This window comes from Superficieibacter sp. BNK-5 (assembly GCF_047456055.1).
Lineage (GTDB): Bacteria > Pseudomonadota > Gammaproteobacteria > Enterobacterales > Enterobacteriaceae > Superficieibacter.
The window spans coordinates 142106-154948 of the sequence record NZ_CP179893.1 but is presented as its reverse complement, the minus strand read 5'-3'; the positions used below and the strand labels follow the sequence as shown (position 1 = coordinate 154948).

11 protein-coding genes are annotated in these 12843 nt (G+C 56.9%); 4 read left to right on the top strand and 7 right to left on the bottom strand.

Features of this window, described 5'->3' with window-relative positions; translation table 11 throughout:
* Positions 1-7 precede the first annotated feature (7 nt).
* On the bottom strand, positions 8-985 hold the full coding sequence (locus ACMGGS_RS00795; protein ID WP_414164641.1) for an MBL fold metallo-hydrolase: 978 nt from the start codon (positions 983-985) through the stop codon (positions 8-10).
* Positions 986-1169: 184 nt separating this feature from the next.
* On the opposite strand from ACMGGS_RS00795, the gene treZ reads away from it, so the two are divergent.
* The 3 genes from treZ (at position 1170) to ACMGGS_RS00780 (ending at position 6109) form a co-directional block, all read left to right on the top strand.
* Positions 1170-2957, top strand: a complete 1788-nt coding sequence (treZ, locus tag ACMGGS_RS00790) for a malto-oligosyltrehalose trehalohydrolase (protein ID WP_414164640.1) — start codon at positions 1170-1172, stop codon at positions 2955-2957.
* The gene (gene treY, locus ACMGGS_RS00785; RefSeq protein WP_414164639.1) at positions 2954-5482 is read left to right on the top strand and encodes a malto-oligosyltrehalose synthase; all 2529 of its coding nucleotides are present in this window, start codon (positions 2954-2956) and stop codon (positions 5480-5482) included. The genes treZ and treY overlap by 4 nt, the downstream gene beginning before the upstream one ends.
* 282 nt (positions 5483-5764) lie before the next feature.
* Complete coding sequence (locus tag ACMGGS_RS00780; RefSeq protein WP_414164638.1) at positions 5765-6109, top strand: nitrous oxide-stimulated promoter family protein; 345 nt, start codon at positions 5765-5767, stop codon at positions 6107-6109.
* 213 nt (positions 6110-6322) lie between these two features.
* On the opposite strand, the gene flhA is transcribed toward ACMGGS_RS00780, so the two are convergent.
* From flhA to hypA, 6 genes are all read right to left on the bottom strand, one after another.
* Complete coding sequence (gene flhA, locus ACMGGS_RS00775) at positions 6323-8398, bottom strand: formate hydrogenlyase transcriptional activator FlhA (RefSeq protein ID WP_414164637.1); 2076 nt, start codon at positions 8396-8398, stop codon at positions 6323-6325.
* Between the two features lie 77 nt (positions 8399-8475).
* Positions 8476-9486: a hydrogenase expression/formation protein HypE gene (hypE, locus tag ACMGGS_RS00770; RefSeq protein ID WP_414164636.1), complete on the bottom strand. Its 1011-nt coding sequence runs from the start codon at positions 9484-9486 to the stop codon at positions 8476-8478.
* Complete coding sequence (hypD, locus tag ACMGGS_RS00765; protein ID WP_414164635.1) at positions 9483-10604, bottom strand: hydrogenase formation protein HypD; 1122 nt, start codon at positions 10602-10604, stop codon at positions 9483-9485. The genes hypE and hypD overlap by 4 nt, the downstream gene beginning before the upstream one ends.
* Positions 10604-10876: a HypC/HybG/HupF family hydrogenase formation chaperone gene (locus ACMGGS_RS00760; RefSeq protein ID WP_414164634.1), complete on the bottom strand. Its 273-nt coding sequence runs from the start codon at positions 10874-10876 to the stop codon at positions 10604-10606. The genes hypD and ACMGGS_RS00760 overlap by 1 nt, the downstream gene beginning before the upstream one ends.
* Positions 10867-11739 (bottom strand): hydrogenase nickel incorporation protein HypB, encoded by an 873-nt coding sequence (gene hypB / locus ACMGGS_RS00755; protein WP_414164633.1) that lies wholly within the window; start codon positions 11737-11739, stop codon positions 10867-10869. Before hypB ends, ACMGGS_RS00760 begins: the two co-directional genes overlap by 10 nt.
* A 3-nt stretch (positions 11740-11742) precedes the next feature.
* A complete protein-coding gene (gene hypA, locus ACMGGS_RS00750) occupies positions 11743-12093 on the bottom strand; it encodes a hydrogenase maturation nickel metallochaperone HypA (RefSeq protein WP_414164632.1) in 351 nt (116 codons plus the stop codon).
* A gap of 210 nt (positions 12094-12303) precedes the next feature.
* Here hypA and hycA point away from each other — a divergent pair, with 210 nt between their 5' ends.
* Entirely contained in the window at positions 12304-12771 is a 468-nt protein-coding gene (gene hycA, locus ACMGGS_RS00745) for a formate hydrogenlyase regulator HycA (RefSeq protein WP_414164631.1), read from the top strand.
* Positions 12772-12843 lie beyond the last annotated feature (72 nt).

Sequence of the window (12843 nt, the reverse complement as noted above, 5' to 3'; positions counted from 1 at the left end):
GCGCGGGTTATTGCGCGGTGCGGTTTGTGTAGTTAACGGGGATCCAGTTATACCCGCCATGGCCGTTATCGGCAATGTGTCCTATTCCCGGCCAGGGAAGATGTGGCGCGGCAATCATCTCGCCCTGTCGGGCAAATTCACGGAATGCGTTTTTCCTGACCTTTGCCGCCTGCGGTCGATCTTCGTCATAGGTTATGGTGATCGAAGGATCGGGGAATTGCACGGCAGCAACATGGATAATATCGCCGACAAAAACGATTTTCTCACCGGCGCTATTCAGAGTGAAGAAAGCCGATCCGGGCGTATGCCCCGGATGCACGGTGCCGGTAATATCCGGTAAAAGCGTTTCAGTAGCGGAAAAGGTCTTTATTTTTCCCGCTTTCAGATAAGGCCCAAGCGCCCGTTGCGCAAAGTCAAAATGCTGTTGGTCATAGCCCGTTTTCTGCTGATTCTCATTATTAAAAAAGAAATCAATGTCTGGCTTTCCGACATATACCGTTGCATTGGTAAACACGCGCTGCCCGTCTTTTACTAACCCGCCTTCGTGATCGGAATGAGCATGGGTCAGCAATACCTCGGTAATATCTTCTGGACGAATCCCCCGTGTTGCCAGACTTTCAACCAGGCGGCCTCCCAGTCCCGGCCCAAATAATTGTCCTACACCGGTATCGACAAGAATTTTATGCCCGGGTAATTCAATTAAAAAAGCGTTTATCGAAACTTCGACAGGGTTGCTCTGATAATTTTTCGCCAGCAGACCGTCGATATGTTGCCGTGTGGTTTGTGTAAAAAGCGTATAAAGATCCTGCGGTACGGTGCCGTCGGTAAAAGACGTTATCTGCGCATCTCCAACCTGAATACGATATCCCCCTGCCTGTTGCGATAAAACGTGCTGTGGTCCGACACTTACCGCCAGGCTTGCAGAACTCTGAAGCAGCGCACCGCTAAATACCAGCGCACTCACGACTTTTTTGAGATTGTTCATTTCATAACCCCTTAGTGAAAAATACAGGGTAATAAGCCTGAAGGTATAAAAGAATCCTCAGGAAATGGATATGACCTATTCATATGCTGGATGACTCTGGCCGTCGACCGCCTGATGCGCGCATTTGAACTATGATTGATGCGATATCGTCTATGCTCACCTGCGAATTAAATGAGGCTATTGAATGGCGTCCAGATCTTTTCCTGAGAGTTGGGGAGCTGAGTTTATCGCTCCGGATAGAGTTCGATTTCGCCTCTGGGCTACCGCACACGACACCATCTCACTGCGGCTGGCGGGGCAGGATACGGCGATGACGCCGCTTGGCGATGGCTGGTTTACCTGTGAAGTGAGCGGCGTGGCTCCCGGCACGGAGTATCAATTTGTCCTCAGTGACGGCACTGCGATCGCGGACCCGGCGTCCAGGGCGCAGAAAGCTGACGTAAACGGACCTTCGCTGGTGGTTGATCCCAGTGGCTATGCATGGCAACACGCCGAGTGGGCCGGAAGACCGTGGGAAGAAACGGTGGTCTATGAACTGCATATTGGCACCTTTACGCCAGAAGGGACCTTCCAGGCCGCGATAGCCAGACTCCCCGAGCTGGCCAGCCTCGGCATTACCATGATTGAAGTGATGCCGGTCTCGCAGTTTAGCGGCAATCGCGGCTGGGGATATGACGGCGTGCTGCTCTATGCCACACATTCTGCTTACGGCACACCGGATGATTTCCGGGCGTTTGTCGACGCGGCACACGGGCACGGTCTCTCGGTGGTGCTGGATATTGTGCTCAACCATTTCGGCCCGGAGGGCAATTACCTGCCGCGGCTGTCGCCTGATTTTTTCCATAAAGAGCGGATGACGCCGTGGGGCGCGGGTATTGCTTATGATGTCGATGCTGCCCGCCGCTATATCACCGACGCGCCGCTGTACTGGTTAACCGCCTTCAACCTTGATGGCCTGCGCTTTGACGCTATCGACCAGATTAAAGACAGCGCCGACAAACACATCCTGATTGAAATTGCCGGGCGTATCCGCACTGAAATTCCTCAGCGGCCCATTCATCTGACTACGGAAGACAGCCGTAACGTGATTTTCCTTCATCCGCGGGAAGCGGACGGTTCAGCACCGCTGTTCACCGGGGAATGGAACGACGACTTTCACAACGCCGTCCACGTCTTCGCCACTGGTGAAACGCATGCTTATTATCAGGATTTCGCTGACCAGCCGGAAAAACAGGTGGCCCGCATCCTGGCCGAAGGGTTTGCCTATCAGGGAGAAGTCTCTGCGCAAACCGGTGAAACACGTGGCGTGGACAGCCGCGGACAGCCGCCGGTGGCCTTTGTGGATTTTATCCAGAACCACGATCAGGTTGGCAACCGTGCGCAGGGGGAAAGGCTGATCGCACTGGCTGGCGCTGAACGGACTAAAGTGCTGCTGGCAACGCTTTTATTGTCTCCGCACATTCCGCTGATGTTCATGGGTGAGGAGTACGGCGAAACGAATCCTTTCCTGTTCTTTACTGATTTCCATGGCGATCTGGCCCGTGCGGTACGCGAAGGACGGGCGCAGGAGTTTGCGGGTCATGCCGGGCATGAAGAGGGTAGCGTCCCCGATCCCAATGACGAAAAAACGTTTCTGCGCTCAAAACTTGACTGGCAGAAAGTGGAAAGTGAGGAAGGACAACGCTGGCTGGCGTTATGCAAAACGCTGCTGGCGCTGCGCCGGGAATCTATCGTGCCGCTGCTGGCTTCCGCTGGCGGACATGCCGGTAAGATCATCGCCACGGCGGAGGGCTTCCTCGCCGTAAGCTGGCGCTTTCCGGCCGGGACGTTATCTCTCGCGCTGAATATCGGCGAAGATCCGCAGCCGCTTCCTGACCTGCCCGGTAAGACCCTGTTTGCGCTGCCTGAAGCAGCCGAAACCCTCACCCGAAACGCAGTTATTGTTCGCCTTGCACAGGGAGACACGCAGTGAGCATTCCCACCTCGACGTATCGTATTCAGTTTCGTAACGGCATGACCTTTGACCGCGCCGCCGCGCTGGTACCTTATTTACAGCGCTTAGGTATCAGTCACCTGTATGCCTCGCCCATTTTTACCGCGACCGCCGATTCCACGCACGGCTATGACGTCACTAACGCCGGCGAGATTGAACCTTCCATCGGCGGTCGGGAAGGATTTGAACGCATGGTGAGCGCGCTGAAAAGCGCGGGCCTTGGCTTGATCCTTGATATTGTCCCTAACCATATGGCGGCCTCGCTGGAAAATCCGTGGTGGCGCGACGTGGTAGAACACGGCGAAAACAGCCGCTATGCGCGATATTTTGATATCGACTGGTCGCGCCGTCTGACCCTGCCTTTCCTCGGCGACACGTTTGAAGAGGCGGCGGCAAAGGGCGAAATAAGTATTAAGCGCGATCCGCAAACGCATAAACCAGCGCTTGCCTATTACGACAGCCTCTATCCGCTGACCCCGCAAAGCTGGCAGGGCAGGGAAGAGGCGATCCTGGCGCTCAGCGATCCCCGTGACATTGCCAGAGTGCATGATGAGCAGCACTACCAGCTCACCTGCTGGCGCGAGGCGGCAGGCAATCTCTCATACCGCCGCTTCTTTGAAATCACCGGTCTGGTCGGCGTGCGGGTGGAAGATAAAACGGTGTTTGACGATACCCACCGGCTGATCCTCGATCTGGTGCATTCCGGTGCCGTGGACGGGTTACGGGTTGATCATGTTGACGGGCTGGCCGATCCGAAAGCCTATCTGGATCGTCTGCGTGAAGAAGCCGGGCCGGAGTGTTACATCACGGTGGAGAAGATCCTCGGTAAAGGGGAACATCTGCCGGAGGACTGGCCGATTTCCGGCACGACGGGTTACGAGTTTATCGCGGCGCTTTCTGACGTGCTGGTGGACGATAGCAACATTGCTGCCCTGCGCCAGGCTTACGATCGTGTGGTCGGTGAGCCGGTTAATCTGAAAGCCGAACTGCGCGATGCCAAATTGCTGATGGTGGACAGAAATTTTGCCGGAGAGTTTACTACTTTGCTGAAGCTGGCGGTGGCACTTGCCGGGGCGGAAAACGCGGCACTTGAAGAAGAGGCTATTCGCGGCGCGCTGCGTGAATTGCTGGTGGCCTTCCCGGTCTATCGGACCTATGGCACGCAGGACGGTTTAACTCCCGCCGATGACGCGCTGCTGCAACGGGTCATTGCCCGTATCAGAATGGATGCCCACGCGCCGCACCCGGAGGCGCTGAATTTCCTGCGTCGCATCCTGAGCGGCGATCTGTCACAAGATGCCTCCGCTGACGCTGCGACATTTCGGACCCGTTTTCAGCAGCTTACCGGCCCGCTGATGGCGAAATCGGTGGAAGATACGCTTTTCTTCCGGCAGAACATGGATCTGGCGCTTAATGAAGTTGGCGCAGAGCCGCTGCCGCGCACCTTTTCGATCCATCGATTTCATAGCGAGATGCAGACCCGACTCGAACGGCAGCCGGACGCCATTTCGTCGACATCCACCCACGATACCAAACGTGGCGAAGATGCCCGCGCGCGGCTGTACGCTCTGACCGAAGCACCAGAACGGTGGGCTGAATGCGTGGAGCGCTGGCGTGGACTTAATCAGCATAAGGTCGCATTGCTGGACGATGGTCCCGCCCCACGGGCGACCGGTGCGTGGATGCTGTTTCAGGCGCTGGCTGGCGTCTGGCCGCCCACGCTCCAGCCGCAGGATGAGGCGGAGCTGAAGGCGCTGGAAGAACGGTTTGTGGTGTTCGTTGAAAAAGCGCTACGTGAGGCAAAGCTACGAACCGACTGGGGCGACAGCAACGAGGCGTATGAGAAAGCCGTGCTGGATTATACTCGCCACCTGTTGTCACCGGATAACCAGGCGTTCTTGCAGGACTTTACCGACGCGCTACAGCCATTCATCCGCGCGGGGCTGATCAATAGCCTTACGCAGGCGGTGGTGAAACTCGCCGCGCCGGGCGTGCCGGATATTTATCAGGGAAGCGAAACGCTGAATTTTAGCCTTGTCGATCCGGATAACCGTCGGGAGCCTGATTTTGTGGAGCTTGAACGTTTACTGGCGGAGGATGAACCGTTTGCCGCGCCAACGGAGGAAAGCTGGCGTAGCGGGCAGTTAAAACAGCATGTCACGGCCCGGCTGCTGCATCTGCGTCAGGAGAAACCGGCGCTGTTTCGTGAAGGGGCATATCTGCCGCTGGAGGCCACCGGCATACGGGAAGAGAATGTGCTCGCTTTCGCCAGGGCGGATGACGACGATGCGCTGATTGTTATTACACCTCGCCTGGCCTTTGACGAGCATCATGACAGCCTTGTCCATCATGCCCGCTGGGCCAACACCGCGATTGTGCTGCCTGAGCGCCTTACTGGTCAGCGGTGGCGGAACCTGCTGAGTGGTGAAACGGTTGATTTCAATGATCGCATTAACCTCGCCGCATTTGAGGGTGGGGTGTGCATTCTGCTGGTCAGAGTGTGAGGGTCTGAAAACAGAGCCGATGACAGCGTGGCATCGGCTGAGGTTGATGACAATCTGGTTTTGCTTTACGTGCCGTAATGCCGGGTGGCGGCTTCGCCTTACCCGGCCTACAGATCGCTGTTTAATATCATCACAAAAATGATCGAAGGCGAAGAACCTGTCGGGGCCCAGCGCATCCTGCCCGCCTCATTACGTCTACGGCGGAAAAGTACCGATTAAGGGGGAGTGGGTTGTGTTGCTGTGAAGGTGTATGATTAATACCTCTTTCAGAGGGCAACCGCCATGTCCGGTAAACGTATCGACCGTGAAAAACTGACTATCCGCAAGATGATTGCGCTGTATCAGCGTCGTTGTCCCGATGCGCTGCCTGATGAGGCTCATTATCAGGCGCTAAATGCCTATGCCGATAAACGGCTGGATAAGTGCGTGTTTGGCGAAGAGAAACCGGCCTGCAAGCAGTGCCCGGTACATTGCTACCAGCCGGCAAAGCGTGAAGAGATGAAGCAGATTATGCGCTGGTCCGGACCGCGAATGTTGTGGCGGCATCCGATTCTTACGGTGCGTCACCTGATTGACGACCGTCGTCCGGTGCCGGCACTGCCGGAAAAGGTTAAGCCGAAAAAATAGCCGCAAGGTCGCAACAGCGAGGTGATAAAAAACGGCGCGATGTTAACCCGGGTGTCGCGGTAATGCCGGGTGGCGGCTTCGCCTTACCCGGCCTACGAAAAAGCCATATATCAACTGGTTAAGCCTAGTATTGTAGGCCTGATAAGCGTAGCGCCATCAGGCATCCGTTCCCCACGTCCAGGCGACCGTCACCGCTCAATCGGCGTGTGGCAATTACGCCAGCGCGTCTTTATCAATACCTAAACGTTTCATCCGGGAAAGCAGGGTGGTCCGCTTCAGGCCCAGCCGCTGTGCCGCGCCTTTCGGCCCGGCGACAACGCCGTTTGTCTCTTTCAGAACGCGCAGGATCAGTTGATACTCATCCTCGCCGTTTAACGGCGTCTCAGCAACAGGTTCCGGCTGCGGATGCGAGGCAACGCTCAGTTCAGGTAGCGAGAGTTGCAGCACGCTTCCGCGGGTCAGCAGTACCGCCCGTTCAATCACGTTTTCCAGCTCACGCACGTTGCCAGGCCACTCCATCTGGGTTAGCAGACGCAGCGTCTCGGCCGGAATGCTGTCAATGTTGCGTCCCATCCGGCGGGCGGTCTTAAAGGTGAGCGCCTTGACCAGCAGCGGAATATCCTCCGGACGCTCGCGCAGCGGCGGCAGGTTAATGGGGAAAACGTTCAGGCGATAGTAGAGATCGTTACGAAACTCACGGTCGGCCACCATCTGCTGAAGATCGCGGTTGGTGGCGGCGATCAGCCGCACGTCGGTGCGAATAAGTTTATTGCTGCCGAGGCGTTCAAACTCCTGCTCCTGCAAAACTCGCAGCAGCTTTGGCTGAAGTTCCAGCGGCATATCGCCCACTTCGTCAAGAAACAGCGAGCTTTTATCCGCCAGTTCGAAACGCCCGATGCGCTGGGCGCTGGCACCGGTAAACGCGCCGCGCTCGTGGCCAAACAGATCGCTTTCCAGTAGCCCGGCAGGCATCGCCGCGCAGTTCATCTTCACCATCCGCCGCGCGTTGCGCCCGCTAAGATTATGAATGGCACGCGCGATGAGTTCCTTCCCGGTGCCGGTTTCGCCAAGAATCAACACGGTGCTGTCGCTCTGCGCCACCATTTCCACCTGGCGAAGCACGTTGTGCATGGCTTCGCTGCGGCCAATGATTTCGCCAAAGTCGCTGTCGACGTTGTTCAGTTGTTCGGTCAGCGCAAGGTTTTCATCGACCAGACGCTCCTTGAGGCGGTGGATCTCCTGGTAGGCCAGCGCGTTATCGACCGCAATTGCCACACGCTCGGCAATCTGCCGTAGCAGCTTCAGGTTGGCGGTGGTAAAGGCTTTTTCATCACACTGCGCCAGTTTCAGCACGCCCAGCATGGTGTCCCCCGACATCAGCGGCAGCAGGCATAACGTCTGCAACTGGTTATTCCACATCTCAAACAGCATCCGCTCATAGGGCGCAAGCGGGTCGCGCTCGTGCAGGTTCAGCAAGAGCATCTCTTTGCTTTTGAAGACGCGCTCGGAGAGGGTGCCCGCTTCGTCCACTTCGCTCTGGTCGTGAACAGGATTATTGGTGTCCAGGTAGTGCGTCGAGTGGATATTCAGCTTGCCCTTGCGGTTGCTGCGCAGCACGATGCTGATGGCGTCAATGCGGAAGTAGTAGTGGATCTCTTTCGCCACTTCGCTGACCAGCTCGTCCATATCCAGCCGGGAAAGCACCGCGTTGGTAATCGCCACCAGGATACGATAGTTATCGCGCTCCCGGCAAAGCAGGTCGTAGTCAACGTTATTGCTGACCCGGTTTTGGATCTGCTCCGCGACCACGCCGACAATCTGTGCCAGCGCGTGTAAACGCGAATATTCTTTTTCCGTCCACGGGCGGTCGTCGTTGCGGATAAACTCGCAGCCGCCGAAGATCCGGCCTTCCGCTGCCAGCGGCAGCAGACAGTAGTGACCAAACGGCTGATAAAGCGTACTGGCAAGCTGCGGCCAGGCATCGCTGAATTCCTGATAGCCGCAGTGCAGCGCTTCCGGGCGCGACAGTAACCGCCGCACCGGACCGTGGGCCAGCAGGGTTTCGTCTTCATATTCCTGGGCTTCGCCCGACATCCGTGTCGTATAGTACCTGGCGCGATGATTACCGTCGCGCCAGAGCACGAGAGCGGCGCGGTCGGCCAGCGCTGACTGCCTGGCAAGCTGCGCAAGCGTTTCGCTCAGCGCGGCGAGATCCGGCTGCTGTAAAAGAGTCCGGGTGATATCAAACAGCCCCTGCTGCCCGAGATCGCCCATCGGAGTATACGACATTGCTCTTACCCACAAAGCGCCGGTGAAACGGCGCGAAAGAAATTATAAAAATAGTGTAATGATATTCTGAACCGCGATTAACAGATCCGCGGTAATGGTTCGGCATGTGGCAAATCCAGCGTGCGTTTAACGCCGTACAGTCCGGTCAGGCGCACGCCTTTACGTTCAACAATTTCTCCAATAATAGCAGCCTCACGCCCCAGCGGGTGTGACTGAAGTTGCTCAAGCGCCTGTTGTGCGGCGTCGCGGCTGACGGCGATCACCAGTTTACCTTCGTTGGCAAAGTTAAGCGGATCCAGTCCCAGCAGTTCGCACACGCCGCGCACGGCCTCTTTCACTGGCAGATGCTGCTCCTGAAGTTCAATGCCACAGCCGCAGGCTGCTGCAAATTCATGGGCCACGGCATTAACGCCGCCGCGGGTAGCGTCGCGCAGTGCTTTCACGCCGGGCAGATGGCGCAGCGTCTGGATCAGCGGCGTCAATACCGCACAGTCGCTGGCGAGCGCCCCGTCCAGCCCCAGTTGTTCGCGCAGATTCAGAATGGTCGCACCGTGATCGCCCAGCGTGCCGCTGACCAGCAGGACATCGCCCGGCGTCAGCGTCTGCGCGCCCCAGTGAATATCCGCCGGGATCGCGCCGAGGCCCGCCGTATTAATAAACAGTTTATCCGCCGCACCGCGCGGCACCACTTTGGTATCGCCGGTGACAATAGCGATATCCGCCGCTTTTGCCGTTTGCGCCATGCTGGCGACCACGGCTTCCAGCGTCGCCATCTCCAGCCCCTCTTCAAGAATAAAACCGCAGGAGAGAAAGCGGGGGATCGCGCCGCTCACCGCTACGTCATTGGCGGTGCCGCAGACGGCGAGTTTGCCGATATTGCCGCCGGGGAAAAAAAGCGGGTCAATCACGTAGCTGTCGGTGGAGAAGGCCAGCCGATCACCCTGAGCGGTAAACTGCGCCAGACTAAGCCGCGCCTGGTCTTCCTGCTCCGTCAGCCACGGATTCGCGAAGGCCTGCATAAACAGGTCATTAATTAACTGCTGCATCGCCTGGCCGCCGCTGCCGTGGGCTATCTGGATCGTTTTCATACTTCACATTCCTGGCTTCGGTATTGATACCAGGCGGCACAGGCTCCTTCAGAGGAGACCATCAGCGCGCCAAAGGCACTTTGGGGATTGCAGGTATTGCCAAACAGCGGGCATTGATGCGGTTTGCAGCGCCCCGTCAGCACATCGCCGCAGCGTGCGCGCGGATCGTCGCTGGTTTCTTGCGGGGCCGGACGAAAGTGCGCCTCGGCGTCAAAACGCTGATAAGGTGCAGTGAGCTGAACGCCGGAGTCGGCAATCAGCCCCAGCCCGCGCCACTCGCTCTCGCCTTTGACGGTAAACACTTCGGCAATCGCGTCCTGCGCACGTTTATTGCCCGCATCGGGCACCACGCGTCGGTACTGATTTTCTACCAGGCTACAGGCTGCTATTTTCTGCTCAACCAGCATATTGACGCCTTGCAGTAGATCAAGAGGTTCGAAACCAGCCACTACCAGCGGACGCTGATAGCGTTCGGCGATAAAACCGTAGGCCTCTGTGCCTATCACCATACTGACGTGACCGGGAGCGAGAAACGCGTCAATGCCGTTATCGGGCTGATCAAGCAGGCTGCGCAGGGTCGGGATCAGCGTAATATGCTGACAAAAAAAGAAAAAGTTCTCAACGTTACGCGCCAGCGCCTGCTGAAGGGTAATGGCCGTGGCGGGCATCGTAGTTTCAAACCCCAGCCCGAAGAAAACCACCTTACGCGCTGGATTCTCCTGCGCCAGCCGCAGGGCATCCATCGGGGAATAAATAATACGAACGTCTGCGCCGCGCGCTTTAGCCTGCATCAGCGAGCCGTTTTTGCCCGGTACGCGCATGGCATCGCCGAAGGTGCAAAAAATAACCTCCGGACGGCAGGCGATCTCAATACAGCTATCGATCCGCCCCATTGGCAGCACGCACACCGGACAGCCGGGGCCGTGGATAAATTCGATATTCTCAGGCAGCAACTGGTCGAGGCCAAACTTAAAAATGGCGTGGGTATGACCGCCGCAGACCTCCATAATGCGCAGCGGCCGCGCGGCGGTGTAGTCCAGATGCGCCGCCCGGGCGCGCAGGTGAGCGATAAGCTGCATCACCTGTTCCGGCGCGCGGTATTCGTCAACGAAACGCATTATTGCTCCTCGCCGAACAGCAGCGCGCCGACATCCGGCTCGACCTCAAACATGTTTTGCAGCGCTTCCAGGGTGTCGCGTGCTTCCGCCTCGTCAATAATACTCATCGCAAAGCCGACGTGGACCAGCACCCACTGGCCGATACGCGACTGGCCTTGTTCGTCGCAGCTGCCTACCAGCGTCAGGTCTACATCGCGCTGTACGCCGCAGACCTCGACCTTTGCCTGGTTGCCGTCAATGGCGCGGATTTGTCCGGGAACGCCTATGCACATCGCTGCGCCTCCAGCCAGTTAAGCCAGTTTTCCATGCCTTCGCCGCTGGTGGCGGAAATGAGCATAATCTCAATGGCGGGATTCACTTCACGCGCGGCGGCAATGCATTTCTCGACGTCAAAAGTAAGATAGGGCAATAAATCCACCTTGTTGAGCAGCATTAACGAGGCGGCGGCGAACATATGCGGATATTTCAGCGGTTTGTCTTCGCCTTCGGTGACTGACAGCACGGCAACTTTACCGCGCTCGCCGAGATCGAAACTGGCCGGGCAGACCAGATTGCCAACGTTTTCGATAAACAGAATGCCGCCTTTCTCCAGCGGCAGGCGCGGCGCGGCGTCGGCGATCATCTGCGCGTCGAGGTGACAGCCTTTGCCGGTATTCACCTGAATGGCGGGAGTGCCAGTGGCGCGGATGCGGGCGGCATCGTTAACCGTTTGCTGATCGCCTTCTATCACCGCGCAGGGCACCCGATCCTTCAGCCGCAGCAGCGTTTCGGTCAGGAGCGTCGTTTTACCGGAGCCGGGGCTGGAGACCAGATTGAGCACCAGTTGCCCCAGTTCGGCAAAGCGGGCGCGATTTCGCGCGGCCAGCCGGTTATTTTTATCCAGCACGTTAATTTCCACTTCCAGCATTCGCCGCTGGCTGATACCAGGCGCGTGGGTGCCTGCCTCGCCGTGGCCATAATGCAAATCGCCACCTGCTAACTGTTGAGGCTGAAAATCCGGCGTTTTAATGCCGGTGATGGTTAACGTCGGGCGGGACGCAGGCGCAAAGGGCGCGCTGCGAAACGCGGAATGCGGGTTATGTTCATCGCCCTCTATATAAAGGTTGCCTTCACCACAACCGCATGTCGTACACATAATTTACTCCTGATCGATTTCAAGGCGCTGGATCTGCAAACCATCGTCGGCCACGATGCGCAGCGCGTCGCTCTCACACTGCGGACAGCGGCGAACATGCTGCGACACCAGATGTACATACTGCTGGCAGTGTTCGCACCAGCATTCCGCCTGTTGTTCTTCAACGTGCAGTTTACAGCCTTCCGCCAGCGTGCCGCGGCAGACCAGATCAAAACAAAAGGTAAGCGCGGCAGGTTCCACGCAGGAAAACGCGCCTACTTTGAGCCAGACGCCAGTCACGCGTTTCGCGCCGTGCGACGCGGCCTGCTGTTCAATAATTTCCAGCGCCCGCTGGCAGAGGGTGATTTCGTGCATAACGCCTCCCGTACAAGATGGCCTGTTAATGCAATAACGGTGCCAGTTACTGCTAATCGATCACGCAGACTGTCGGTGACGATGTCGAGATGACGAAATGACATGTCAATATAGCGAAGACATCTATATAAAAAGTCTATAAATCATAAAGTTAAAAACTGGCATGGAAAGTGCTTATCAGGCTGGTCTCTTTTAACCGGGTAACCTGACATGACTATTTGGGAAATTAGCGAGAAAGCCGATTACATCGCTGATCGACACCGCCGCCAGCAGGATCAGTGGCGTAACTACTGTAACTCTTTGGTTCAGGGGCTAACGCTGTCCAAAGCCCGCCTGCATCATGCAATGAGCTGCGCGCCGGAAAAAGATCTCTGTTTTGTACTGTTTGAGCATTTCACGATTTACGTCACTTTGGCCGCCGGATTCAACAGCCACACCATCGAATACTACGTTGAGACAAAAGAGGGTGAAGATAAGCAGTTGATTGCACAGGCTGAATTGACCAGCGACGGCAAGGTCGATGGCCGCATTGATAGTCGGGATCGTGAACAGGTTCTTGAGCATTATCTGGACAAAATCTCTGCTGTATATGACGGCTTGTATGCCGCGGTAGAAAACGATCTTCCTGTGGATTTACGCCAACTGGTGAACAAACAGGGACAGGCCACGCTGGCCTGAAGTTACGCATGTCGACAGGTGTCGAAAATGACATCTGTCGCCATGATTTCGTCAAAAATGACTATCACCTGA

Excerpts from the sequence above, each read along its gene's own strand:
- hycA (WP_414164631.1), top strand. The coding sequence starts at position 12,304 with ATGACTATTTGGGAAATTAGCGAGAAAGCCGATTACATCGCTGATCGA.
- flhA (WP_414164637.1), bottom strand. The coding sequence starts at position 8,398 with ATGTCGTATACTCCGATGGGCGATCTCGGGCAGCAGGGGCTGTTTGAT.
- hypE (WP_414164636.1), bottom strand. The coding sequence starts at position 9,486 with ATGAAAACGATCCAGATAGCCCACGGCAGCGGCGGCCAGGCGATGCAG.
- ACMGGS_RS00780 (WP_414164638.1), top strand. The coding sequence starts at position 5,765 with ATGTCCGGTAAACGTATCGACCGTGAAAAACTGACTATCCGCAAGATG.
- hypA (WP_414164632.1), bottom strand. The coding sequence starts at position 12,093 with ATGCACGAAATCACCCTCTGCCAGCGGGCGCTGGAAATTATTGAACAG.
- ACMGGS_RS00760 (WP_414164634.1), bottom strand. The coding sequence starts at position 10,876 with ATGTGCATAGGCGTTCCCGGACAAATCCGCGCCATTGACGGCAACCAG.
- hypD (WP_414164635.1), bottom strand. The coding sequence starts at position 10,604 with ATGCGTTTCGTTGACGAATACCGCGCGCCGGAACAGGTGATGCAGCTT.
- treZ (WP_414164640.1), top strand. The coding sequence starts at position 1,170 with ATGGCGTCCAGATCTTTTCCTGAGAGTTGGGGAGCTGAGTTTATCGCT.
- ACMGGS_RS00795 (WP_414164641.1), bottom strand. The coding sequence starts at position 985 with ATGAACAATCTCAAAAAAGTCGTGAGTGCGCTGGTATTTAGCGGTGCG.
- hypB (WP_414164633.1), bottom strand. The coding sequence starts at position 11,739 with ATGTGTACGACATGCGGTTGTGGTGAAGGCAACCTTTATATAGAGGGC.